Source organism: Marinobacter alkalisoli (assembly GCF_045449855.1).
Classification (GTDB): Bacteria; Pseudomonadota; Gammaproteobacteria; order Pseudomonadales; family Oleiphilaceae; genus Marinobacter.
The window spans coordinates 99,651-124,038 of sequence record NZ_JBJJLC010000004.1 but is presented as its reverse complement, the minus strand read 5'-3'; the positions used below and the strand labels follow the sequence as shown (position 1 = coordinate 124,038).

Here is a 24,388-nt window from a genome sequence, read left to right as displayed (position 1 = left end):
TCTAAAAAACTGTAAAAGAATCTCTTACGCAGAACAGGCCGGAAACAGATAGGGGTCAGCTTTGGCTGAGTTCACTCAGCGTCTGCAGGAAAATCTCACCATACTTTTCCAGCTTGGCGGCCCCTACGCCGTTTACTTCGGCCAGCTCGGAGAGGGTTGCGGGCCGCCGCTCCAGCATGTCGAACAAGGTCGTGTCGTGGAATATAACGTAGGGCGGAACACCCTGCTGTTCTGCCAGCGACTTGCGACAGGCCCTTAACGCATCCCATCCAGCCTGGTCGGTAATCTGATCGCTTATTTTTGCGCGAGCGCTGCCGGAGCTGGCTCGACCGGACGATTTGACCGGCGCCGGATCCTTGCGCAACTGGATCGGCTCTTTGCCCTTCAGAAGAGGACGGCATTGTTCCGTGAGCTGGAGAGAGCCGTAACCTTCAGGATCGGCCCGCAAATGGCCATTGGCGACCAGCTGCCGAAACACCGACTTCCATTCGCTCACCGAGAGCTCCGTGCCGATGCCATAGGTGGAGACCCTGTCATGGCCAAACTGGCGGATGCGCTCGTTTTCAGATCCCCTTAGCACGTCGATCAGGTAGGTGACGCCATAACGCTGGCCCGTCCTGAACACGCAGGACAATGCCTTCTGAACCGCCACCGTGCCGTCCCAGGTATCCGGCGGATTCAGGCAGGTATCGCAATTCCCGCAGGGTTGCTCCAGAACGTCTCCAAAATACCGCAGCAGAACCTGACGACGGCAGCTGGTGACCTCACACAGCCCAAGCATGGCATCCAGTTTTTGCCGCTCGACCCGCTTGAAATGGTCGTTCCCCATGGACGCTTCCAGCATCTGCCGGAGCTTGATGACATCCTGCAGGCCGTAGACCATCCAGGCGGTTGAGGGTTTGCCGTCACGTCCGGCACGCCCGGTCTCCTGGTAGTAAGCTTCAAGGCTTTTGGGGAGATCAAGGTGGGCAACGAAGCGCACGTCCGGCTTATCGATACCCATGCCGAACGCGATGGTGGCGACAACAATGACCCCATCCTCCCGCAGAAAGCGTTCCTGATTACGGGCGCGTTCCGGGCCGCTTAACCCCGCGTGGTAGGGGAGAGCGGTGTATCCCTTGTCCGCCAGCATACGCGCAGTGGCATCCACCTTGTTGCGGGACAGGCAATAGACGATGCCGCAATCACCATCATGTTCTGCTTTAATAAAATCCAGCAACTGCTTGTTGGCATTTGTTTTTGGTGAAATTCGATACTGAATATTCGGGCGATCAAAGCCGCTTACGAAGTGACGGGCATTGGTCAGCGACAGGCGCTCTGCGATTTCCTTACGGGTCCGTTCATCTGCAGTTGCTGTCAGTGCAATTCGGGGAACACCCGGAAACTGCTCCGCCAATAGGCTCAGCTCCAGGTAATCGGAGCGGAAGTCGTGCCCCCATTGGGATACGCAGTGGGCTTCGTCGATGGCAAACAGGGAGATCGACGCGTTGTGGAGAAGATCGATGGTCCGTGGCTGTATCAAACGCTCCGGCGCGCAATAAAGCAGATCCAGCTCACCGGTCATCAGCGCGTTTTCAGTATCCCTGGCCTGGGCGAAATCCATCGTTGAATTCAGGAACGCCGCACGTACACCCAGTTCGTTCAGAGCAGCCACCTGGTCCTGCATCAGCGCAATCAGCGGAGAGATCACCACAGCGGTACCGGGGCGCACCAGAGCCGGCACCTGATAGCAAAGGGATTTACCCCCGCCGGTCGGCATCAGGACCAGGGCGTCTCCGCCATTGACCACTTCGTGGATGATGTCTCCCTGCAGGGGGCGGAAGGTTTCGTAACCAAAAACCTCATGCAGGACCTGTTCGGGGTCTTTCCGGGAGAGGGTCGGGCGTTCTGTGCTCAGCTGATCAAAGTCCATGGATTGCCGGTGCCAGGATGCGGGAATGGTCGGTGTCATGTTGTTCAAGGGTCGAAATCATACCAGATTCGCGGGCACAGTAGAGGCAAAACACCTTGATTAACGCTACAATACCGCGATTTTTATCGTCATCACCGCCAATGACTGACTCTGAAAACAACAGGAACTCCATGCAGGAATTTGATGCCATCCGTCCCTATTCGGACGAAGAAACCGGCGCTGCTATCAAGCGCCTGGTGAATGATCCGGACTTTCTGGACATGATCGCCCGCTTCAAATCCCCCACACTGGCGCGTTGGGCGCCGGGGGTAGTGCGCATCTGGATCAGACGCTGGCTGGTGAAGAACTTTGGTCACCTGAATCGGGTCGACGACCTGCAGGCCAAGGTGTCTGAGTACGCAGAGGATTTGGTGAACCATACCACCACCCGGGTGACCCAGAGCGGTCTCGAGAATCTCAACAAGCATTCCGCGCACCTGTTCATCTCCAACCATCGGGACATCGTGTTTGATCCCATGGTGGTGAACTACCTTTTGTTCGCTAACGGGTTCAATACAACCCGCATTGCGATTGGTGACAACCTGCTTGCGAACCGGGTATTTGCCGAGATGATGCGCCTGAACAAGAGCTTCGTGGTACGCCGGAACATCACCAGCCCCCGTGAAATGCGCGACGCCTATATCATGCTGTCCAGCTTTATCAATCACAGCATTGATACCAATCACAGTATCTGGATTGCCCAACGGGAAGGGCGGGCGAAGGATGGCCTGGATTTTACGGACCCGGCTATCATCAAAATGTTCTACATGAGCAAGAAGAAGAGTGGCCTGGATTTCTCGGAAGCCATGAACCGGCTTCATATCGTTCCCGTCTCCATCGCCTATGAGTACGATCCCTGTGACGCTGACAAGGCCCGCGAGCTGGAAACCCGTGCCCGCACCGGAAGCTACACCAAGGCCGCAGGCGAAGACACCGATCAGATTATGAAGGGACTGACCGGTTTCAAGGGCCACGTGCATGTGCATTTTGGCACGCCGATCGCCGACGCTCCCGGTAACCCCAAGGATCTCTCCGCCCGCATTGACCGGGAAATGCATGCCAACTATCACCTGCATGCTTCCAACCTGGTAGCGTACCGGCAACGGGGCATCCACCCGGATGCGCACACCACGCCGGATACCGTGAGTGATTCCGTGGTTACCGCAGAAACCTGGTCACCCGCGGAACTCGAAGCCGCCGAGGCTGAAATGGAGCGGCGACTGGAAAGCTGTGACGAGGCCATCCGTCCTTATTTGCTGGATATGTATGCCAATCCGGTGGTCACCGCCTTACAGGCGAACGATCCCGACGCTTCCGAACCCGGCACCGACGATTGAGGTATTTTGTGCAGGAACTTGAATATATCGAACTGGAAACCAATCCCAACCCGACCGCGGCCGTTATCTGGCTGCACGGACTGGGTGCAAGCGGCCACGACTTCGAGCCGGTGGTCCCGGAGTTGGGGCTGCCCGCTAACGCGGCCGTGCGTTTTCTGTTTCCCCACGCGCCTGTCATGCCGGTCACCGTTAATGGTGGCATGAGCATGCCTGCCTGGTACGACATCAAGGCCATGGATGTCGATCGCGTTATCGACACCGGGCAGTTGCTGGCATCCGCTGATGCAGTTGCGCGTATGGTGGACCGGGAGATTGAGCGCGGCATCCCCAGCGAAAACATCGTCATCGCCGGTTTCTCACAGGGTGGGGCAGTAGCTTATGAAGTGGGCCTGACCTATCCCAAGCCACTGGCTGGACTGCTGGCGCTATCGACCTATTTTGCCACGGCTGAGACCATCAAACCGTCAGAAGCGAACCGGAATATTCCGATCAACGCTTATCACGGTACGTTTGATCCCGTTGTGCCGGAATCCCTGGGGCAGAAAGGTACGGAAAAGCTTCGCGCCATGGGCTACAACCCCCGTTATGAAACGTATCCGATGGAGCATAGCGTCTGTCTGGAAGAGGTTCAGGATATCGGCCGGTTCCTGTCAGAGAAAATTAATCTTTGACCTGTATCAAAAGATAATTTGACAAATCCGGGATATCATTCCATGAATAACTGTCCTACCCATGGCTTTTGCCTGTCGGCTCGAGGAGGTTTCATGGAGTACCGTTTGAGCAAACGTATAACCGGGAAACTGGGGCTTCTGCTCTACAAGCGCAATATGCCGGTGGCCACGGGGCAGATTCGTGATGCCAGTGAACGCGGCCTGTTTATTGCGACCAGCTACACGGACGTTCAACTCAACCAGACCCTGGAACTGGAGTTCCGCTTTCCCGACAAGTACGAAAACTCGTTCCTGAAGTTAAGAGGTCTGGTGGTTCGCAAATCGGACCAGGGTTTGGGGGTGGATTTCAGCGGTGTGGAGAACGACGGGTTTACAATTTCGGCATTACTTTCCTGGTTGCAGAATCACCATCACACCGTCAGCTATTTCCCCCCGATACGCCGGACTTCTGTTTAACTGCGCCAGAATGCGGGTGATAGCACGATCACTACGCTGAGAATTTCCAGGCGCCCCATCAGCATACCCACTGACAGTATCCATTTGGCCGCATCCGGCAGGGACTCAAACGTCCCTGCCGGACCAATGATTGCACCCAGGCCGGGGCCAACGTTGGTCAAGGCCGACAGCGCACCGGAAATGCTGGTGATGAAATCCAGTTGCAAGGCTGCCAATGCCACCGTAATGACAAGCAGGCAAAGCAGGAAAATGAAACTGTAGGCAATCATCGAAGAGATGATCTCGTCGCTGACGGCGCGGCCATTGTAGTTCCTGGTCAGCACCGCACGTGGGTGCAACAAACGCATGAGCTGTTCCCGCAAAACAATCAGTGACAGCTGGAAGCGGAAGATTTTCATACCGCCCGCGGTCGACCCGGAACAGCCGCCGACAAACATCAGGAAGAAGAACAGAACAAATGCCAGAGGGCCCCAGGCGGAATAGTCCTCGGAGGCGTAACCGGTGGTGGTAACCACCGACGTAACGTTAAACAGCGTGGCGACATAGCCATGGATGAAGTCGAAGTCCCCGACCGAGACATGCCATCGATAAAGGGTCAGCAAGGCCGGGATCACCAGCAGGATAGTGACAAACAGCCGTACCTGCTGATCCCGGAAAAGCACACCGTGCTGTCCGTGCATTTCCCGCACGAAAAGGAAGAACGGCATACTGCCAATCATCATGAACAGGCTGCCCTGGAGCAGAATCAGGTCGGAGTCGAATTTGCCCATGGACGAATCCGACGTTGAGAAGCCACCGGTCGCTATGCTGGTGAGGCCATGGTTAAAGGCATCAAACAGTGACATGCCAGACAGCCAGTAGGTGACCACGGCGGTTACTGAAAATATCACGTACACAAGCAGCAGGCCGCGGCTGAGCGTCTTCATGCGGGGCAGGGCCTTGTCGGTCCACTCCGAGGACTCCGTGGCAAACAGGCGCATCCCGCCTACCCGCAGGAACGGCAGTACGGCAACGAACATACCGATGATCCCGATGCCACCGATCCATTGCAGGATGGAGCGCCACAGCAGCAGGTCCTGGTCCATGGTATCGAGGCCTGTCAGTACCGTTGCACCGGTGGTGGTAATGCCGGAAGTGCCCTCGAACAGGGCGTCCGTCATGGAGATACCGGTGTCACTCAGGTAGAACGGCAGAGACGAGAGCAGGGCAATAATGAACCAGCTCGAAACCGTCAGGACAAACATGTACCGGGGCTTCAGATCCCGCGGTTTCCGGTAGGTGGCCACAATCCCGAAAATCCCGATACCGAACACAATAGCGGCAGACTCCGCAAACGCCATGGCATTGGGCGCTTCAGAACCTGATAGAAGTATTACTGGTAACGTCATGAAAATACTCAAAAGTACAAACATGACGCTGACAATGAAGATGACGGGGTTAAGGTTTCTCAAAGGAAGCTCAAGCCGGCTGAACAGAGAGTCGGCGTCAGAATACATGCGGCCTGTGGCTTTCGCAAGGTAGCGAGGGCCAGCGCCTGCGGTATTGCAGGGGAATTAAATCACTGTAAATATCGGGTAAATCCGGATCCTTGTGCTGGATTAAATCGTTGGTGTAGTGCAATTTCGTAAAACCAACGGTGAAAATCAGGAAGGAGCATCGAAGACAATGAAATCCACACGTTCTTTGGTATTTGGATTTGCCACTCTCGCAGGCAGCCTGGCTGCAGCCCCTGCCATTGCGAATGACATGTACAAGTCAGGGATGGGCAGCCTATACGCCGGCCTGAACTACACCTTCTTCAATCTGGAGGACAGCTCCGACGATGCGGACGTTGGCGCTTTGTCGGCCAAGGTGGGCGCACTGGCGACACCTTACTTCGGCGTGGAAGCACGGGCAGGCTTTGGCGTTGACGACGATCGCGTCAATGGCATCGACTATTCCGTGGATAACTTCTTTGGTGGTTACGCCACATTGAACCTTGCCAATGAATCACCGGCAACGCCCTATGTTATATTCGGCTTCACCCGGGTGGAGCTGGAAGCCGAGGGGCCTTTCACAACCGTTACCGACGATGATTCTGATTTTTCCTACGGCATTGGCGTCAACGTTGAAATGGCGCCACAGGTGTCCGGTAACCTTGAATATATGCGTTACTATGACAAAGACGACGTCACTGTGGATGGCCTCGGCCTGGGCGTGACCTTTAATTTCTGATCGAGTAAGCCCCCGGGATTGCGGGCTTACTCGCTATCCCGGGAGGTTGTTTGAATCATCTGGCCCATCTTTTCCTTGCACCGGATTCGCCTCAGGCCCGCATTGGCAGCGTGATGGGGGATTTCGCCAGGGGACTGCAAGTCCAGAAACTCCCACCAACCGTCCGGGCTGGCCTGTACCACCACCGCGCCGTGGATAGTTACACGGACAGCCACCCCGAAGTACTTGCCAGCAAACGACTGTTCTCACAGCAACGGCGCCGCTTTGCAGGCGTTGCACTCGATATCCTTTATGATCACTACCTGTTAAGACACTGGCAACGATTCAGCAATATCGATTCTGGTACCTTTATCGATACTGTTTACCAGGAGTTTCGGGACTACGAACACCTGATGCCCGAAAAAATGAAGACGGTTACCCGAAACATGGTGGAGAATGACTGGTTCGGTTCCTACGCTGACCTGGATAGCGTGGGTTTTGCATTGAATCGCGTTGCCCAGCGTATCCGTTTCCAGCATCAGTTTTTCGATATCATCGACGAAATAAAAGAGAACGACCGGGAGCTGGAACGCCGGTTCCTGACATTTTTCCCGGATCTGATCACATTTGCCGGAGATGTTTCATGAAGTTAGCAGTAGGACTCACCTTGGCAGCCATCCTGGCCGCAGCCGCACCTATTAAGGCAGAGGAAAACCAGAGCCAGGAACGCCCACCGGAATCCCTCGGTTTTGTGGAATGGATTGTTCTTCAGGACACTGGCTTGCGCCTGAAGGCACGGCTGGATACGGGGGCAAAAACCTCTTCGCTCCATGCGGTTAACATCGAGCCCTTCGAAAAAGGGGATGAAAAGTGGGTGAGCTTCCAGGTCCCCCTTGCCGATCACCGCGATCAGGAAAAGGGCGAAAACGGGCCTGAGGTTGAGGACGTCATCCTGGAGTTTGAGCGCCCGGTGGACCGGACTGTCAGGATCAAACGAAAGGGTGCGCCGTCCCAAAGGCGGTATGTGGTGCGTATGGAGTTCTGTATTGCCGGTTCTACCCATGAAACCGAATTTTCCCTGGCCGACCGGGGACGGTTTTCCTATCCGGCGCTGCTGGGCCGTCGCTTCATGAGTGACGACAACATTCTGGTTACGTCATCAGAGAGCTTTATGGCGGAAAATGAATGCGAACATAACACCCTGGATGAGCTGGCACAGAACAGGCAAAATCTAGCGAAATAGCCAGCCTGCAACCAGGCGAACCACACCCACAAGGACTGTGAGTGTGGTACAAGCTAAAGCTTAGCCCTTCTGGGAGGTAAAGCTCTGCATCAGGTTTGCATAATGTGGCAGGTGCTTGGCGAGGATGCCGCCAAATCCTTCGATATCGTTGCGCCAGTCACGGTGCAACTCGCAGCCAACACTGAACCAGTTCATCAGTTGTGCCCCGGCCTGTTCCATGCGGCTCCAGGAAGCGTCGCGGGTGGTCTGGTTGAAGGTGCCTGACGCATCCGTTACAACAAAGACCTCATAGCCTTCTTCAAGCGCTGACAGCGTCGGGAAAGCAACACAGACATCGGTAACCACGCCGGCAATCAACAGTTGCTTCTTGCCAGTGGCCTTCACGGCTTTGAGGAAGTCCTCGTTGTCCCAGCAGTTGATCTGGCCGGGACGGGGAAAGTAGGGCGCATCCGGGAACATTTCCTTGAGTTCCGGCACCATTGGACCGTTGGGGCCATCCTCAAAACTGGTGGTAAGAATGGTCGGAATGTCGAAGAATTTGGCGATGTCCGCCAGCGCCAGTACGTTGTTCTTGAAATCGTCCGGTGAGAAGTCCCGTACGAGAGAGAGCAGCCCTGACTGGTGGTCAACCATCAGCAGAGCGACATCGTCCTTGTCCAATCGATTGTATTTAAAAGCCATGTTCCTTCTCCTTCGTTTCAGGTGGGTTTTATTTACCGGCCCCCAGATCAAGGAGCCGGTTCCAACCGCTGGCCATCACCTGTTCTGGCTAACGGTGAAGCATGCCGAACTTTCCATTCTGAAAGTCCGCGATTGCCTGATGGATCTCAGCGTCTGAGTTCATGACAAAGGGGCCATGACCGACGACTGGCTCGTCAATCGGCTCACCGGTGAGTACCAGCAACCGGGCATCGTTGTTTGATTCAAGCTGTAGTTCCTGGCCCAGGCGATCAAAGCTGGCAACTTCCGCGTCATGCAATACTTCGGCCCCATTTGCCTGCACCGTTCCCTTGAGCACCACTACAATGGCGGTCTGTCCTTCCGGGACGGACAGGACCACATCAGCGCCCGGCTCAAGCTTCAGGCTCCATACATTCATGGGCGTGAAAGTACTGGCTGGTCCCTGGTGTCCGTGGAACTCACCGGCAACAACCCGGAGTTCACCAGTATGGTCGCCGAGCGAAACCACCGGGATGTCCTTTTTCAGCAAGGTCTGGTAAGCCGCTGGCGCATTCTTGTCCCTGGCCGGAAGGTTCACCCAGAGCTGGACCATCTCAAGTGTGCCGCCGCGATGGGTAAATGCTGGCGAATGGAACTCCTCGTGGACAATACCGGCACCGGCCGTCATCCACTGGACATCGCCTTCACCGATCAACCCGCCGCTGCCAGTGGAGTCCCGGTGTTCAAGTTCGCCCTGCAGGACCAGGGTCACGGTCTCGAAACCACGGTGTGGGTGCTGGCCAACGCCTCGACGGCGCGTTCCCGGCGGAAACTGCGCGGGGCCGGCGTAATCCAGTAGCAGGAATGGACTGATGTTGTTGGCGCCCATACGGTCGTAGGACAACAATGAGCGGACCGGGAAACCATCACCAACCCAGTGGCCATGGGGTGCGCTGTAGGTGGTCAGTATCTGTTTCATGTGCTCCCCCTTACACTGGTTTGGTTATCAATGATCAATACAGTGAAGATAGGGCATGGAAGCTGGTCTGAGTAGGTGCCAAAATTTATAATCTGCGTTCTATAAATAGGACTCTGAACTATGCAGGACTTGAACGATCTCTATTACTTCGTGCAGGTAGTGGAGCATGGCGGCTTTGCACCGGCCGGGCGGGCATTGGGCGTGCCCAAATCCAAACTGAGCCGACGTATTGCGCTTCTTGAGGAGCGCCTGGATACCCGGTTGATTAACCGGTCAACACGCCGATTCAGCGTGACGGAGCTAGGCAAAGAGTATTATCGACACTGTGTTGCCATGTTGATTGAGGCCGATGCCGCACAGGAACTGATTGATCGTTCCCGCTCGGAGCCCTGTGGGTGCATCCGGATGACCTGTCCACCAGGATTAATCTATTTCCTGGTTGCGCCACTGGTCGTGAAGTTCATGGAGATGTATCCGGAAGTCAGGATTGAACTGGTGGCCACCAGCCGCCGGGTCGACGTGATTAAAGAGGGTGTCGATCTGGCGCTCAGGGTCCGGTATCCGCCGATTGAAGACAGCGGCCTGACCATGAAAGTACTGTCCAGGAGCCCCCAGTGCCTGATGGCTTCAAGGGCCTTACTGGAACGGTTTCCCAAGACTGAATCCCCAGAAGACCTGACTCGACTGCCCAGCATCGACTTCGAGCAGACCGATGGCCAGCACGTCTGGTGCCTCGACGGCCCGGAAGGCGTATCGGTACAGGTACACCACAAGCCGCGCCTGGTCACGGATGATGTTTTCACCCTAAGACAGGCTGCAATCGCCGGTCTGGGCGTGGTCAAAATGCCGTTGATTGTGGGTGGGCGTGACCTGATTGAAGGAGGGCTGACCAATGTACTGCCTGGCTGGCAGCCACGCGGTGGCATCTTCCATGCCGTCTTTCCGTCACGCCGAGGCCTGCTCCCGGCGATCCGCGCGTTTCTGGATTACCTGTCAGAGCAGGTGGATGAAGTGGATTTTCCATTGCCAGAAGTACGCGGAACCTGATTTTCAGCCGATCGTCCGGACTTTAGCCATTCAGATGTAGATGGGTGGAATTAGGGAGCACAGATTTGGCATACAGTTGACGGCAGCCGAACGGATGCTAACCTTCGATAAGTGCCGGATTCCCATTTGCTTCATCCAATATGACTATTTGCTTCGTGGCCGATTTGTGAGGGATCACCTGAAATACCTTCCCCCCCTGATTCTCAGTCTATGTCTTGGCATGGTGCCCGTGCACGCCTCCATACGCTCGGAATACGAAGTCAAAGCCGCCTTTCTCTACAACTTCACACGCTTTGTCAGTTGGTCTCATGCCGGGAGTAATTCCGAACCCCTTGAGGTGTGTGTTTTTGGCGACGATCCGTTTGGCGATCTACTAAATCCTCTCCGTGGTCGCAAATCCCAGGGCAGGGAGCTTCAGCTTCGATACCCTGACGATGCCTCGAACCTTTCTGGCTGTAATGTGTTGTATATTGCCCAGTCGCAATCCCGTAACCTCGATGAGCTGCTCGATCTGGCCCAACACCAGGGCATGCTTACGGTCAGTGACCTGCCGGAATTTGTCCGCAAGGGGGGAATGGTCGGTTACGTCAAAAAGGGCAATGTCATTCGCTTCGAAATTAACCTGAAAGCTGCGACCGAAGCGGGCCTTACCATTAACTCCCGACTTCTGGAGCTGGCAGTGAGGGTCGTGCGATGATCGGACAGTGGCGATACTGGCGGCTCAAAACCAAACTGCTTTTCCTGACACTGTTCACCAGTGCACTGGGGATCGCCCTGCTCTGCGCCAGCCTCATCTTTGTTGAGAACCGGAATTACCGTAAACAGCTTGAGTCCGAGCTGCATGTCATTGCAGGCATCCTCGCCGAACAGTCGGCTGCCGCTCTGGTGTTCGAAGATAATGAGCAGCTCAAAAGCATCATTTCCAGCCTTGAGCGCATCGAGACTATCCAGCAGGCTTGTGTCTATGACCAACAAGGGAACGTTATGACTTTCCTGGCCAATATGGACACACGGGAATGCCCATCGGTTAACCGACAACTTAAAGTGGGATTTGTCGATGAGGTTTATCGGCTACTGATGCCGGTAAACCTTGATAACGAAACGGTCGGGCAGCTTTTCCTCTCATCCCACCTTGAAGTGTTACGTGGCCATATCCGCACCTTTGTGTTCGTGGCCATTGGCATCGGCGCCGTCATCCTGGTGGCCCTGGTGTTCCTCGCGCTCAGGCTACAGAGGATTGTATCTGACCCCATCCTCAAGCTCTCGGAAACCGCTGAGCGCATTGCCCAGGACCATGATTACTCCATTCGCGCACCCGTCTCCGGAACCGACGAGCTGGGGCGGCTGGGGAACACCTTTAACGAGATGATCGGCACTATTCAGCAGCAGAATCGCCGTATTCTGGAAAGTCGCGACAGCCTGGAGCGGATTGTCGAAGCCAGGACGTCGGAACTGAGCATGGCTAACCGGGAACTGGAGGCGTTCAGTTACTCGGTCTCCCACGATCTCAGGCAGCCACTGAGAGCCGTGGAAGGGTTTGGGCAGGCACTTGAGGAGGATTGCGGTGATCAGCTGAATGAGACCGGCAAGGATTACCTGCGGCGCATTCGTGCGGCCAGTGTTCGAATGGCGGGCCTGATCGACGGACTGTTGATCCTTTCCCGCGTCAGCCGCCAGCCGATTGAGAACCAGACCGTCGATTTGAGCCAACTGTTGCAGGAAATCACAGACGAGCTAAAAGACATCAGTGACGATGTCCCCTCAGAAGTGCACATACAGCAGGACATTCAGGTTATGGGCGATAGCCGAATGCTGCGTGTTGCCTTCCAGAACCTGCTTGCAAATGCCTGGAAATACAGCGCCAGGGAGGGAAAACGGATCATAGACGTGTCTGCACGAACAGCGGGGCGCCGGGTCGCCATTGAAGTCCGGGACAATGGAGTCGGCTTTGATATGCGGTATATCGATAAACTTTTCGTTGCTTTCAACCGGCTTCACACACCATCGGAGTTTGGCGGCACGGGCATTGGCCTGGCGACGGTTTACCGGGTGGTTCGCAGGCATCATGGCGAAATTTCCGCCACGTCCAAAGTAGGCGAGGGCGCGAGTTTTATTGTGAAGTTGCCTGTTTCGGGAGATCGGGACTAGACTGCAACCATATGCTCACGATCTAAATGCAATTCATTGAAAGGGCAGCTAAAAACATGGACGGCCATTCAATCCTTGTGGTTGAAGACAATCCGGATGATCAGGTTCTGACGGTTCGCGCACTCAAGAGCGCGAGCGCGAGCAGCCCGGTGATCGTACTGGAAGACGGACAGGAGGCCCTGGATTTCCTGTTTGGCGATGGTGCCGGGCACCCGCGTAAGGAACTGGATTCGCTCGGAATTGTTTTGCTTGATGTAAAGCTTCCCAAGGTCAGCGGACTGGAGGTACTGAAAAGCATTCGGTCTTCACCACTCACCAACTGGCTGCCCGTGGTGATGGTGACCTCCTCCGATGAACCGGCAGACCTGCTGGAGGCCTATCGTCTGGGGGCCAACAGTTTTATCACCAAGCAGATCAACTATCTGGAGTTTACTGAACAAATGAAATTGCTTGCCCGCTACTGGCTCGTCGTAAACAAGGTGCCCAAAGCTGGCGCGGTTCGCTCGTACTGATAAGGTAAGTTCATTGATAGATACAAGCAGCCCATTACGGATGTTGATCGTCGAAGATTCGGAAGACGACGCCATGCTTCTTTTACGAGAGATGCGTAAAGGAGGTATTGCCCCCTATCATGAGTTGGTTGATAGCGAGGAGCGTCTGACCTACGCCCTGCGCCGTGGCAAGTGGGACATCGTGATAACCGATCACAACATGCCTGGTTTTTCTTCTTTTCGGGTGCTGGAACTGACTAAACAGTACTGCATGGACGTGCCGGTGATTATTGTTTCTGGAACGATTGGAGAGGGCGTTGCGGTAACGGCCATGAAAGCCGGCGCTCAGGATTACATCATGAAGGACAACCTGTCGCGGCTGATTCCCGCCATTGATCGTGAAGTGCGGGAAGGCTCCGTACGCCAGGCCAAGCGCGTGGCGGAAACAACCCTGGAGCACATGGCTTACTATGACAGCCTGACCGATCTCGTGAATCGCCGCGAGTTTGAGCGCCGGCTGGTACAGGCCCTGGATGACACCTACAAAACCGGACGGCAGCACGTGCTCCTGTACCTCGATCTTGACCAGTTCAAGATCGTCAACGACACCTGCGGCCACGTAGCCGGCGATCACCTGCTTAAGCAGATTGCCGCGCTATTGTCCCATCACATCCGTTCAGACGACACCCTGGCCAGGCTCGGCGGTGATGAGTTCGGGGTGCTCCTGCGTGGTTGCGACTCCGTCCATGCGCAGAAAGTGGCCGAGAAACTGTGTGCAGAGGTCAGCGAGTATCGGTTTGTATGGCATAACCGACCGTTTTCCGTCTCCCTGAGTATTGGCATGGTGCTTGTCGATAAGCACTACAGCAGTGCCGGCGAACTCCTCAGCCATGCTGATCTGGCCTGCTATGCCGCGAAGGACCGGGGCCGCAACAACTTCCAGCTCTATGAAACAAGCGATGTTGAGATGCAGCAGCGCCAGAGTGATATGAACTGGACCAGCCGCATCCAGCAGGCGTTGCAGAACGACAGTTTTTGCCTTTGGCAGCAGGAGATGGCAGCACTCCAGCCGGATGCCGTTGACGGCTATCGAACGGAGTTTCTGGTTCGGTTGAGGGAAGGGAACGACACTATCCCTCCAGGTGCTTTTATTCCCGCAGCTGAGCGCTTCAACCTGATGACCAGGATCGACCGGAAAGTCATTGAAATGGCGTTCCAGTACCTTAACCGTACTGGCCTCGGCCGCGAGAATACCGGAACGTTTTTCATCAACCTGTCCGGAAGCTCGTTTAATGAACCAGAGCTGTTTCTTTCCATTAGCCAATTGGCGGAGCGATATAAACTGAAGCCGGAGCGCATCTGTTTTGAAATCACTGAAACCTCGGCTATCGCCAACCTGAATGTCACCCAGCGATTCATCAGCTCTGCCAGACGAAGAGGCTTTAAATTTGCCCTGGACGATTTTGGTGCGGGCATGAGTTCGTTTTCCTACCTCAAGGCCTTGCCAGTGGATTATCTCAAGATAGACGGTGGTTTCGTCCGTAATTTGCTGGATGACCCAATCGATCTGGCCATTGTTGATGCCTGCAACCGGATTGGCCATGCCTCCGGTCTCAAGACCGTTGCCGAGTTTGTGGAGAACGACGAGATCAAATCACGACTGGTTGAGCTCGGCGTTGATTATGCGCAGGGATACGGGATTTCCATGCCGCGGCCGCTGGATTGACCTTCCGCCTGCTCCCAATACAACTTTAATGCCTCCCCAATAGGATGTGTCATGCTCGAAAATGGTGACTTGTTACTACGCTACCTGGAACGCCTCGGTGTGGAGTATGTGTTTGGCGTTCCTGGCGGGAGCATTGAACCATTTTATGATGCATTGGCAAGAAGTGAACGCCGGGGTGGTATCCGGACCATTACCGCACGCCACGAAACCGGCGCGGCCTTTATGGCAGAGGGTTATGCCCGGGAAACAGGAAAAATAGGCGTTTGTTGCTCCACGGCCGGGCCAGGGGCGACAAATCTTCTCACCGGTGTTGCGTCCGCTTACTCCGATGGCATTCCGATACTTGTCATAACGGCACAAACTGCACTCGACAAGTTTGGGCAGGGCTCATTGCAGGAGACCTCATGCACGGGCATTCATACGGTAGAGATGTTTGCCAGATGTACTCGCTACAACACCCTGGTATCGCATCCAGCACAACTTGAAACGAAACTGCTTCAGGCTGTGAGTCACGCCATGAGCAACCAACCGGGGCCGGCTCATTTGGGAATCCCCCTGGATGTAATGCGCCATAGAATCCCGGACAACGTGAAGGATCAAACACTCCATGCCTTTATCAACCATGAAGTGGCGCCCAATCAGTCCTCTGTGCAGTCGTTGTTGAGGGAGTTGGATGCGGCTTCCAAAGTCACGCTGGTACTGGGTGAGGGCGCTGCCGAGGCAAGTGACATGTTGGTCGCCCTGGCGGAATCCCGTAATTGGTTAATGGTCACGACGCCACGCGGAAAGGGGCTCATTGATAGTTTCCACCCACTGTACCGGGGGGTGTTTGGTTTTGCAGGACACGACAGCGCAACTGACGCATTGAAAGTGGAGAACGCTGAACGCGTGGTGGCCATTGGTACGGCTCTGGACGAGGTGTCGACCTGCGGGTGGGATCCTACGACGATACTGTCTGACCGGTTGATCCATATTTCCAGCAATCCGACACACCTCAGTCGTTCAACCATAGCAAGATTGGTGGTGCTCGGCTCACCAAAACTCTTGTTCGAACGTTTGGCCAACGACTTGAATACCGATGCCGCCGGGAAATTCCGGCGGCCAGCTCTCATCGATGATCGCTTACCTAAAAACACCCGGTTTGATGAGCCCGATAAGTGTTTCGAAAGATCCGGACGCATCAAATCCCAGGCTCTGATGAGTTATATGAGCCGGATATGCCCATCAGACACCCGAGTTCTGATGGATACCGGAAACAGTTTTCTATGGGGAATTCATTACTGGAATGTGCATCGCCCCGACGGTATTCCCCCGGAAAGAAACAATTTCAGTATCGGGCTCGGTTTTGCTGCTATGGGTTGGGCCATTGGGACTTCTATCGGGATGGCCACCGCTAATCGGCAGCATCCTGTTGTCTGTTTTACCGGCGATGGCAGTTATCTGATGTCCGGTCAGGAATTGACCATTGCGCTTCAGGAAAACCTGAATGTTCTGATGCTGGTTCTCAATGACGCCTCACTGGGCATGGTCAGCCATGGACAGAAACTGAGTGGCGGAGAGCAGGTTGCAACCCGGTTGCCGGGCGTGGATTTTGCAATGATGGCCCGGGCATTGGGGGTGGAATCCTACCGGGTGGAAACCATGGCGCAATTGGTGGATCTGGACATACCCGGGATTCTCTCCCGCCCAGGACCGTGCCTGATAGATATCCTTGTTGACGGCGACCAGGTGCCTCCATTGGGATCGAGAATGAAGGTGCTAACCAGCTCGATACAAACCGACAAATAGATTAGGGGAAAACCGCGTGCCCTCAGACTACGTTTATCACTCCAATTTCTGGTTTGAAGAACCTGAAGAGTCCAACCCGTTCGCCGCAAAGGCCAGCTACTGCCATGGCTACGATGTGTATGGTCAAGTCATCGCCAGGGCAAGCTGGTTTGAGTACCTGTTGTTGATGTTCAAAGGCGATCGGCCACAGCCAGCTGAAGCGGCCTTGCTAGAGAAGCTGGCCATGGTCCTTGCCAATCAGGGCCCCAAGGAGGCCAGCATTCGTGCAGCCATGAACGGCGGCGTTGCGGGTACTAATCATAGCTCTGCGCTCATGTCCTCCCTTGCCGTGGGTTCTGGTCTTTATGGTGGCTCTCAGGAACTTGAGATCTGTATTCGCTTGTGGGGCGAGTGTGGTCAGGACATCGAGCGTTGGAAGGCCCGGCTTCAGGCTCCCCAGGAAGACGAAAGGGCAGACATATGGCCGGTGATTGAGCATCCACCGGGCTTTGACCCTAACGGTGACGGTACTCCGACGACACTTCTTCAATCACTGGACCTTCTGGTTCAGTTCGCACCAGAGAAAGGCGCTTTGTATTGGTTGCAGAACCATCGCAATACCCTTGAGGCATTCTTCGGGTATCCAATTTCCATCAGTGCTGTAGCGGCTGCAGCGTTCGTTGATCTTGGTCTTGATCAGGACCAGGGCAGCATGCTCTACCTGATGCTGAGATTGCCCGGTGCCGCCGTCCATTCGCTGGAGCAACGGAAAATGGGCTGGAAAAAATTCCCCTTCTATAGCTCTGCCATTGAACTTGAAGACGACCCGGGCCCCTACAAAAAGCGTGACGCGGAGGACAACCAATGAATCATGATCACCTGCTTGAAACGGAAAGCCATTGGTTGACGCGAATTGGAAAAGCCTTTCTTACCGAACGTGTCGTCATGCACGGTAAGGACCTTCACCATGAACTCGACCATCTTGAATGGCTGCACTTGTACCTGTATTGCATTCTTGGAAGAGATCCGGGAGAAAACGTCGCAAAAATGTTGAACTCTTACTGGGTCGGTACAAGCTATCCGGATCCCTCCATCTGGCCAAACCACGTGGCCGCCTTGGCAGGTTCCGTGCGTACCACACCCTCTCTGGGTCTGATGGCTGGATTAAGCATCTCGGAAGCATCCATATACGGTCGTCGACCGGAGGTCCGGGCACTCGACTTTTTCTACAGGGCAGGTAAGTGGTGCGATGAAGGCGGTAAACTGGAAGAGTTTGTCGATCATGAGAAATCCCTGGGCCGGATCCTTTATGGTTATGGCCGCCCCCTTGCCACTACAGACGAACGCATTGCCTTCACACTGGATAAAGCAAAAGACTATGGTTTCTCCGATGGCCACTATTTGAAGATGGCTTTTGCTGTCTACGAACACCTGAATAGTGTGCACGGATACTCAATGAACGTAGCAGCCGTGCATGCTGCTTTAGCGGCGGACATGGGGTTCAGTTGTGAGGAATATCAACTTATCCTGACACCTTGCTTCGTGGCCGGTATGGCGCCGTGTTTCCGGGACACAAGAGAGCGGCCAGAAGGCAGCTTCTTCCCGATTCGGTGTGAAAGCATTGTCTATCACGGCGTAGGGAAGCGGGGCTGGGAAGACTAACCAACCGCGGGCTCTGTCAGAAACTATAGGAGAGCTCGCCGACGACACGGCGCCCTGGCATGGGGAAGTCGTTCGGGATCGGCGGGGCAGGATCGGCGAACGGGCTGGGGGCTCGCACGTCTTCATTGAAGATGTTTCGAACGGATAGAGAAAGATCCAGCCCCTGCCATAACCCTTTGGTTCTAATGGTCATATCCACGGTGGTGGAGTCGGGCACTGGATCTCGCTGATCTGCAGCCGTTCGCTTCTGTTCACCTACCCAGTTGAGCTGTGAGCTCAGAAGCCAATGTGGCGATACGCTCCAGTCGGCACGGGCATAGACCTGATGATTGGGCGCCTCACCGACGGATCGCCCTGTACCTTCATCCTTTGCGGTTTGATACGCATAGTTGGCTTGTAGAGACAGGGTTTCGAGAGCTTGATACGTCAATTCTAACTCTCCGCCATGCCCAGTCCGTTGGCCCGCATTTCGATACTCCGTCGCGATAAGACCGGCAATTGGAACCGCATTAATAAGGTCATCAATCTCGTAGTAGAACAGGTTCACGCCATACAACAGGCTCGGCGTAAGTTGATGGGATACACCAATCTCGAAGGTATCGATGGTCTCTGCGTCGAGTTCATCGTTGCCCAGGAACACCGGATTATTTGCTACATAGAGCTCATTCAATGACGGGGCGCGAAAAGCCCGGCCGTACAGGAACTTGGTCGTGATGGAATCGGTTGTGGCCCATATCAGGGCGGCTCGCGGGTTTATCGTGCTGCCAAAATCGGAGTAATCGTCAAAACGGATACCGCTGACCAATTGCCAGTTCTGCGCAAACTGCCACTCATCCTGCACAAACGCATAGTAATTGGTGCGGTCTTCCTCCGGCATCCAGACCTCACTCGGGTCGTCGGACACGTCAACCACGCTGCCCTTTGGGCTGAAATCCGGATTGAAGTTTTTGTGTTCGGTAACCTTGTAAAGGTCAGCCCAAAACGTACCGACGCCAGTGTGTATACGGTGATCCTGAATGCCACGGTAAATGGCACTCAGATCGAACCGAGCCTGCTTTTCCTTGTAGCCAGGGCTGCCAATCAAACCGTTGGGGAAGGCCCCATCAAAAGCGCCAGGCGGATAAAGTACGATATCGTTTTCGGGCTCCTGGGTGATATTGAAGTAGGATATTCTGGCTTCCACATCCAGGCCTTCGGCCAGATCGGACCATCGGTAACTGTAATCCGCGTTCAATCTGCGAGATGAAAACTCACCTTCGGGATCCAGAGCCTGGGCGATACCGGGCCCCGTACCCAGGTTGCTACGGTCCTGCAAGCCTGCCCGGAATGTCCACCGTTCGCTGCCCATTTCAAATCGGGCGTCCAACTGATCGACACCGGTATTGACGGGGCCGGGCGCCAGAGAGGCTGATGTGCCAAATGTTTCATCGAAGTTCGTTTGCGCGTCGCGCTCGATGGTGTCATCCCAGCCATCAGTGGTCTGATACTCCAGGACCATGCTGACGCCGATATCCCCCAACCGATGGCCTGATTCCAGCCAAGCACCGCGGGTATCGAAGCTCCCGATCCTGCCACCGACGGTTTGTCCGTCAACGGTCTCATGATTTTTCGTGGTGATATTGATAACGCCAGAATAAGCATCGGCGCCATATAACGCTGAGCCAGGGCCCCTGATAACTTCAATCCTCTCAATGGCCTTAACCGGCATACCACCCCAGGCGTTACCACGGTTTCCATACATCATGGTGGTTGTGGGTATTCCGTTGATCAATAAAAGTGCCTGGGCATTGTTGCTGGACGTAATGCCCCGGAACACATACTTGGGAGAGAACGCCTGATCGGAATGGTTTACGTGCAGACCGGGCACGGTTTCCAGCACCTGGTCGAGATCCGTTGCCCCCATCGCGGCAATGTCGTCAGCATCAATTACCGAGGTTACGGCGGCGGCTTTATCCAGCGGCGTTTCAGTCCCCGAAGCAATCGAAACGACTCGTATCTGTCCGAGTTCTTCCAGGGGGATGTCCCAGAGCGACTCATCATCCGCAGAAACGGCACTGGCAAACGTGATGAATCCGACACTGATACATACCCTGGCAATCGTGAAGGGTTGCCAGGGTCGGATCAGGGATGACAGGGATTGCTGCATGTCGACATCTCAGGACATTAATCTTTGCATTGGTTGAAACGATTCAGTCAATGGTTGCACTCCGAGACTCGCTCCCGACAAATCCAGTGTCTGTGATCTGCCGGGATTCGATTTTGTTCATCAAACAGCGATAAAAATGCAAGCTAAATAGGAGTTTAGCCGCATTCGTCGTATAAGCAAGTGTAAAAAGGGGTGTGGCGAGGCGGGACTGGAGGCTGTCCATGATTCTGGAGTCGCTATAACCAGAATCATGGACGTCACATTTGCGACAACTGAATTGCTTTGGCAGGCCTCTAGACGTAGAAGTCCAGCTCCTCCTGAGCTTTCAGCAGATCCCGCATCTTGATGGGATCGTCCCCATAGAAGAAGATCAGCCCCCAATGAGTACCGAACGCCGACCGGTCAGGAACGGTCTCTTCGGTTGGCGCAACCAATTCATGTGATTCGAAGTAGGGGTGCTCAATCGTTTCTTTGGGCATCTCCAGCTTGCTGACCACACGACGTCTTGGATACACACCGAAGCAACCTGCATAACCTTTTGCGTCGACCACCGGGCGAGGGAAGAATTTGTCGACTTCCTCTTTGGTGCTTTTAGGGTCAAACACCAACATGGAAGCCTGGTACGCATTGAATCCGTAGGCCCTCTCGATAAGCTCAAAAGCCTTGAACCCGGGCGGGCGATAGGCGACTTCCCCAAAGTACATTTCGCCGTCAGCAGTGACGAAGTACTCGGGATGAATCAGGCCGAACTGGATATCGAACGTTTTGATCAGCAACTCAATCTGCTTGGTGATCGCGTTACGCCAGCTCTCGAGTTGCTCGGTAGCAGGCACGAAAACCGAGTAGCCAAGCGTTACATATTCGGAAATGTTCAGGAACTTGATTTTGCCATCGTGGATCCAGGCCTCGACGGCAAACTCCCAGCCATCCAGGTGGCTTTCCATCAATAGGGGATATTCTTCCGTCGGGATGTTGTCAATTTCTTCTATCGTGCGGATCATTCGGTGGCCGAGGCAACCGGCCTTGTCGAATGCCTTGACGTGAATCGGGTCGTCCGGGTCACCATCCAGTTTAAGCAGCGTCTGGTTGACGCGCTTCATGAAGCGGATGATGTCTTCTTTCTCGTGTGCCTCCTCGAAGATCCCGACGCGAATACCGCCAAGCTGAGCACGGCGCTTCATCAAAGCCTTGTCACGGAACAGAATGGACTGCCCGTACATACGGGGGTTGTTAAGGAGAACAGAGTTGATCGCCCCTGACCACTCGACGGTTTCCTCGAATAGCGGTATGGCGACATCAACGCCTTCCGCCTTCAGCTTTTCGGCAATTTCCAGGGACCGATCATTCAGACGGATAAAGTCCCATGGAATGAAAGGTATCTTGTTTGCAGTACAGAAATCCGCAGCCCAGTCCGGAGCAACAACGATATAGCGGCGGTCAAACTTTTGCGCAGCCTTGATCGCATTGACGCTCCAGCCAAGCAGCGCGATGTAACCTTTTTTCGGATCCTTGGGGGTCTCGGTCCCTTTAACCGAGTCCATATCGGGATCAAGCCAGGCTGCTACCTCTTTGGGTAACTCTTTCTCCGATGCCATAGACATTTGATCTTCTCCTTCCTGGTTTATCCGGACAAACTGCGCCGACATTGGAGCGCACCAGACAAACTGAGCGTTTAGGCAATGTCGTTTATAGGGGATCAACATCCCAACCATCAACCTCAATATAGTCGCTCCGGTTACAAATGGAAGCGAAAGCCCCGGAATCGTTTGCTTCTGAATTGCCTTAAGAGCATCTTTGGGTTTGGGCAAATCCAAATGGCACTCAAAGGTAAGCAAGGACGATATTGTGACTATTCCTGGTTCTGATCCAGATACCAACGCCTCTATTGCGACGTTTGACGAGGCCCTGGAACAGCTTGCGTTTGCTCGCCTGAGCGACCCTGTAGCGCCAAACACAGAGGTACTGGAAGCCGCACTTCACGTTATGGAAGCTCCTGACGGGCTGGACGCGTTGTACGCCCGAGTGCCAGCTATAGAAGCCAAGGGCGTATTTGCCAACAGTGACTGGGACCGGCCTGCCATTCTTCGGCCTGCACTGGCCGTGCGAACGTTACGCCAGGGAGCCCCGGCCTATGCGGCCATCGAGGCCCTGAGTGAGCTTCGCCTGCTTGCCGTGGCCATGGGCGATTATCTCCATCCTGGAATTTCAGCGGAACAGGCCAGACATTTTCTGACCCAGGTGACTGCACTGAATCTGGACCTGTTATCAGGCCAGATGAGCGAAGCGGATAGGGAGCGGCCGCAAGGGCTAGGGCACATAGTCACTTCACTCTATCAGTACCTGCTCAGCAGGCTGGGCTACGAGAGTATTCTCGACAGCCTGGTGGACGAAGTGCACCGTTTGCTGGCGCAGCGCCCGATACAAACTGACAGTATCAAGCAGATGGTCAGCCAGATTGCCAAATGCCTGTTTGATCCGGAAATCGAAACCTCGGGCATGGACAAAGCGGCGCGCCTTGTCAGCGCTTTGTTCGGTCCAACGATAGGATGCCGCGATGATCCGGGCTTTGCCGTCTACGGCGAGCGTCTGGCCGCCATGGACGAAGTCGCACTAACCGAAGAGGCGCAAGGCTTTGCCATCAGGATGCATGAAACGGGGATGGTTTCACCTTATCACCCCATGCTGTTACGACACCTGCGTGGACACCGGGATGATCTGATACCTCTGGCTCTGGGGCTGAGTATTACCGGCAACGATGTGTTCCAATGCTACCGTCAGATTGTGTTCGAACTGATTGACCAGGCGGTTCATCCGGAAACCAGTCAGGCCGTTTATGGCCTGGCCATGTTCCTGGAGCGTGGCTCTCTCTTCACACCGCCGGTGGCTTCAGCTCTGTGGCGGCAACTGGAACTGAAATTGAGCCAAGCCGCATCCGATAAACTGAGCGCGGTTTTCGGTGATGCGCACCCTCCGCGAGTGTTTTTGCTGGCCGGTGTACTGAGCCTTCTGGGACAGCCGCTGGGTGTTGGTCAGGGTAATAACCCGACTTGCCAGTCGGTCATTGGCCTTTCCATGTGGTCCTTCAACGATGTTGATTATCTGTTGCAGCTGGTGGCCTGGGGTGCTCGTGATGACGATGTCATCATGCGTTTTGAGGGCCAACACATCACATCGCAGCACCTGGAGGCAGGCCTTGCAAAAGAACCTCCAACCGATGTGGATCCGGTTTCATTGATTCTGGCACCGCACCTTGACCGCATTTATGGCGAGATGGGGCGATTGTGCGGGGTACGCGACGACGACCTGCACCGCTGGATCAACCCTGAAATGTATGGCTGGTGGGTAGGGCATGGCTTTCTCAGTGTGATTAGCCGGACAACAGGGAAGATCCATGAATATGAGAATTTTATCCGCCACTTTTATGCCAGCTATCACCCTTATTACAACGGCAACATACCTGTCATCCATCCTCAACCTGCAGGTATCGCTGTCACCGACAGTGGCGGGCGCCTCGTTGGACGCCACGCCATAACCATCATCCGGGCCAATCTTGATCGCGTTGGAGAGATGCGCATCTACTTCTTCAATCCCAACAATGACAGCGGCCAGGATTGGGGCCAGGGTATCAACTGCTCAACAGAGAGTAATGGTGAGCGTCATGGCGAAGCATCGCTGCCGTTCGCTGAGTTTGCTTCGCGTTTGTGTGTCTTTCATTACGACCCGAGGGAACTGGGGGATGTGTTGGTGGTTCCTGAAGCAGATGTTGTCCGTGCTGTAGATCTTGGTCGCACCAGTTGGGCTGCGAGTTATGAGTAAGTGGGTTGGTTCTGAAGGAGGGAAAGTAGGAACTCAGCTGCACGCATCACATACTGTATTTAACATAATATACATTATGCGCAGTGTAGTGTGGA

21 protein-coding genes are annotated in these 24,388 nt (G+C 54.8%); 15 read left to right on the top strand and 6 right to left on the bottom strand.

Annotated elements, in window-relative coordinates; translation table 11 throughout:
• Positions 1-55 precede the first annotated feature (55 nt).
• Positions 56-1,912: a DNA helicase RecQ gene (gene recQ / locus ACJO5Y_RS01935; protein WP_406984729.1), complete on the bottom strand. Its 1,857-nt coding sequence runs from the start codon at positions 1,910-1,912 to the stop codon at positions 56-58.
• A 170-nt stretch (positions 1,913-2,082) separates the two neighbouring features.
• On the opposite strand from recQ, the gene ACJO5Y_RS01930 reads away from it, so the two are divergent.
• The 3 genes from ACJO5Y_RS01930 (at position 2,083) to ACJO5Y_RS01920 (ending at position 4,415) form a co-directional block, all read left to right on the top strand.
• Positions 2,083-3,288, top strand: coding sequence for a 1-acyl-sn-glycerol-3-phosphate acyltransferase (locus tag ACJO5Y_RS01930; protein WP_406984668.1), 1,206 nt, complete (start codon positions 2,083-2,085; stop codon positions 3,286-3,288).
• 8 nt (positions 3,289-3,296) lie between these two features.
• Entirely contained in the window at positions 3,297-3,959 is a 663-nt protein-coding gene (locus ACJO5Y_RS01925) for an alpha/beta hydrolase (protein ID WP_406984666.1), read from the top strand.
• Between the two features lie 105 nt (positions 3,960-4,064).
• Complete coding sequence (locus ACJO5Y_RS01920; protein WP_406984664.1) at positions 4,065-4,415, top strand: PilZ domain-containing protein; 351 nt, start codon at positions 4,065-4,067, stop codon at positions 4,413-4,415.
• Here ACJO5Y_RS01920 and ACJO5Y_RS01915 read toward each other — a convergent pair.
• Positions 4,412-5,827: a TrkH family potassium uptake protein gene (locus ACJO5Y_RS01915; RefSeq protein ID WP_406984727.1), complete on the bottom strand. Its 1,416-nt coding sequence runs from the start codon at positions 5,825-5,827 to the stop codon at positions 4,412-4,414. The genes ACJO5Y_RS01920 and ACJO5Y_RS01915 overlap by 4 nt on opposite strands.
• Positions 5,828-6,080: 253 nt before the next feature.
• On the opposite strand from ACJO5Y_RS01915, the gene ACJO5Y_RS01910 reads away from it, so the two are divergent.
• The 3 genes from ACJO5Y_RS01910 to ACJO5Y_RS01900 are packed head-to-tail and all read left to right on the top strand — an operon-like array spanning position 6,081 to position 7,851.
• Positions 6,081-6,629: a porin family protein gene (locus ACJO5Y_RS01910; RefSeq protein ID WP_406984662.1), complete on the top strand. Its 549-nt coding sequence runs from the start codon at positions 6,081-6,083 to the stop codon at positions 6,627-6,629.
• Between the two features lie 50 nt (positions 6,630-6,679).
• Positions 6,680-7,255 (top strand): acyl carrier protein phosphodiesterase, encoded by a 576-nt coding sequence (locus ACJO5Y_RS01905; RefSeq protein ID WP_406984660.1) that lies wholly within the window; start codon positions 6,680-6,682, stop codon positions 7,253-7,255.
• Positions 7,252-7,851, top strand: coding sequence for an ATP-dependent zinc protease family protein (locus ACJO5Y_RS01900; RefSeq protein WP_406984658.1), 600 nt, complete (start codon positions 7,252-7,254; stop codon positions 7,849-7,851). The genes ACJO5Y_RS01905 and ACJO5Y_RS01900 overlap by 4 nt, the downstream gene beginning before the upstream one ends.
• A 60-nt stretch (positions 7,852-7,911) precedes the next feature.
• Here the strand turns inward: ACJO5Y_RS01900 and ycaC are convergent, their stop codons facing one another.
• The gene (gene ycaC, locus ACJO5Y_RS01895) at positions 7,912-8,532 is read right to left on the bottom strand and encodes an isochorismate family cysteine hydrolase YcaC (protein WP_406984656.1); all 621 of its coding nucleotides are present in this window, start codon (positions 8,530-8,532) and stop codon (positions 7,912-7,914) included.
• A gap of 88 nt (positions 8,533-8,620) precedes the next feature.
• Positions 8,621-9,490, bottom strand: a complete 870-nt coding sequence (locus tag ACJO5Y_RS01890) for a pirin family protein (RefSeq protein WP_406984654.1) — start codon at positions 9,488-9,490, stop codon at positions 8,621-8,623.
• A gap of 120 nt (positions 9,491-9,610) precedes the next feature.
• Here ACJO5Y_RS01890 and ACJO5Y_RS01885 point away from each other — a divergent pair, with 120 nt between their 5' ends.
• The 8 genes from ACJO5Y_RS01885 (at position 9,611) to ACJO5Y_RS01850 (ending at position 18,331) form a co-directional block, all read left to right on the top strand.
• Entirely contained in the window at positions 9,611-10,537 is a 927-nt protein-coding gene (locus ACJO5Y_RS01885) for a LysR substrate-binding domain-containing protein (RefSeq protein WP_406984653.1), read from the top strand.
• Between the two features lie 229 nt (positions 10,538-10,766).
• Positions 10,767-11,234 carry a TOL_0243 family YfiR-like periplasmic protein gene (locus ACJO5Y_RS01880; RefSeq protein WP_406984652.1) on the top strand — a complete coding sequence of 156 codons (468 nt, stop codon included), beginning with the start codon at positions 10,767-10,769 and terminating at the stop codon, positions 11,232-11,234.
• Positions 11,231-12,685: an ATP-binding protein gene (locus tag ACJO5Y_RS01875; protein WP_406984651.1), complete on the top strand. Its 1,455-nt coding sequence runs from the start codon at positions 11,231-11,233 to the stop codon at positions 12,683-12,685. Before ACJO5Y_RS01880 ends, ACJO5Y_RS01875 begins: the two co-directional genes overlap by 4 nt.
• Before the next feature lie 56 nt (positions 12,686-12,741).
• Positions 12,742-13,197, top strand: coding sequence for a response regulator (locus ACJO5Y_RS01870; RefSeq protein WP_406984649.1), 456 nt, complete (start codon positions 12,742-12,744; stop codon positions 13,195-13,197).
• A gap of 40 nt (positions 13,198-13,237) precedes the next feature.
• Positions 13,238-14,902: an EAL domain-containing protein gene (locus tag ACJO5Y_RS01865; RefSeq protein ID WP_406984647.1), complete on the top strand. Its 1,665-nt coding sequence runs from the start codon at positions 13,238-13,240 to the stop codon at positions 14,900-14,902.
• 51 nt (positions 14,903-14,953) lie between these two features.
• Complete coding sequence (locus ACJO5Y_RS01860) at positions 14,954-16,690, top strand: thiamine pyrophosphate-binding protein (RefSeq protein WP_406984645.1); 1,737 nt, start codon at positions 14,954-14,956, stop codon at positions 16,688-16,690.
• Between the two features lie 16 nt (positions 16,691-16,706).
• Positions 16,707-17,537 carry a citryl-CoA lyase gene (locus ACJO5Y_RS01855; protein ID WP_406984643.1) on the top strand — a complete coding sequence of 277 codons (831 nt, stop codon included), beginning with the start codon at positions 16,707-16,709 and terminating at the stop codon, positions 17,535-17,537.
• On the top strand, positions 17,534-18,331 hold the full coding sequence (locus ACJO5Y_RS01850) for a citrate synthase family protein (RefSeq protein ID WP_406984642.1): 798 nt from the start codon (positions 17,534-17,536) through the stop codon (positions 18,329-18,331). The genes ACJO5Y_RS01855 and ACJO5Y_RS01850 overlap by 4 nt, the downstream gene beginning before the upstream one ends.
• Before the next feature lie 16 nt (positions 18,332-18,347).
• On the opposite strand, the gene ACJO5Y_RS01845 is transcribed toward ACJO5Y_RS01850, so the two are convergent.
• On the bottom strand, positions 18,348-20,477 hold the full coding sequence (locus ACJO5Y_RS01845; RefSeq protein WP_406984641.1) for a TonB-dependent receptor plug domain-containing protein: 2,130 nt from the start codon (positions 20,475-20,477) through the stop codon (positions 18,348-18,350).
• Between the two features lie 293 nt (positions 20,478-20,770).
• Positions 20,771-22,078: a carboxylate--amine ligase gene (locus ACJO5Y_RS01840; protein ID WP_406984640.1), complete on the bottom strand. Its 1,308-nt coding sequence runs from the start codon at positions 22,076-22,078 to the stop codon at positions 20,771-20,773.
• A gap of 244 nt (positions 22,079-22,322) precedes the next feature.
• Between ACJO5Y_RS01840 and ACJO5Y_RS01835 the strand changes: the two genes are divergently transcribed.
• Positions 22,323-24,293, top strand: coding sequence for a hypothetical protein (locus tag ACJO5Y_RS01835; RefSeq protein WP_406984639.1), 1,971 nt, complete (start codon positions 22,323-22,325; stop codon positions 24,291-24,293).
• Positions 24,294-24,388 lie beyond the last annotated feature (95 nt).

Coding starts and splice junctions, on each gene's coding strand:
- ACJO5Y_RS01860 (WP_406984645.1), top strand. CDS start 14,954: ATGCTCGAAAATGGTGACTTGTTACTACGCTACCTGGAACGCCTCGGT.
- recQ (WP_406984729.1), bottom strand. CDS start 1,912: ATGGACTTTGATCAGCTGAGCACAGAACGCCCGACCCTCTCCCGGAAA.
- ACJO5Y_RS01840 (WP_406984640.1), bottom strand. CDS start 22,078: ATGTCTATGGCATCGGAGAAAGAGTTACCCAAAGAGGTAGCAGCCTGG.
- ycaC (WP_406984656.1), bottom strand. CDS start 8,532: ATGGCTTTTAAATACAATCGATTGGACAAGGACGATGTCGCTCTGCTG.
- ACJO5Y_RS01845 (WP_406984641.1), bottom strand. CDS start 20,477: ATGCAGCAATCCCTGTCATCCCTGATCCGACCCTGGCAACCCTTCACG.
- ACJO5Y_RS01910 (WP_406984662.1), top strand. CDS start 6,081: ATGAAATCCACACGTTCTTTGGTATTTGGATTTGCCACTCTCGCAGGC.
- ACJO5Y_RS01865 (WP_406984647.1), top strand. CDS start 13,238: ATGTTGATCGTCGAAGATTCGGAAGACGACGCCATGCTTCTTTTACGA.
- ACJO5Y_RS01850 (WP_406984642.1), top strand. CDS start 17,534: ATGAATCATGATCACCTGCTTGAAACGGAAAGCCATTGGTTGACGCGA.
- ACJO5Y_RS01885 (WP_406984653.1), top strand. CDS start 9,611: ATGCAGGACTTGAACGATCTCTATTACTTCGTGCAGGTAGTGGAGCAT.
- ACJO5Y_RS01900 (WP_406984658.1), top strand. CDS start 7,252: ATGAAGTTAGCAGTAGGACTCACCTTGGCAGCCATCCTGGCCGCAGCC.
- ACJO5Y_RS01915 (WP_406984727.1), bottom strand. CDS start 5,827: ATGTTTGTACTTTTGAGTATTTTCATGACGTTACCAGTAATACTTCTA.
- ACJO5Y_RS01875 (WP_406984651.1), top strand. CDS start 11,231: ATGATCGGACAGTGGCGATACTGGCGGCTCAAAACCAAACTGCTTTTC.
- ACJO5Y_RS01890 (WP_406984654.1), bottom strand. CDS start 9,490: ATGAAACAGATACTGACCACCTACAGCGCACCCCATGGCCACTGGGTT.
- ACJO5Y_RS01930 (WP_406984668.1), top strand. CDS start 2,083: ATGCAGGAATTTGATGCCATCCGTCCCTATTCGGACGAAGAAACCGGC.
- ACJO5Y_RS01870 (WP_406984649.1), top strand. CDS start 12,742: ATGGACGGCCATTCAATCCTTGTGGTTGAAGACAATCCGGATGATCAG.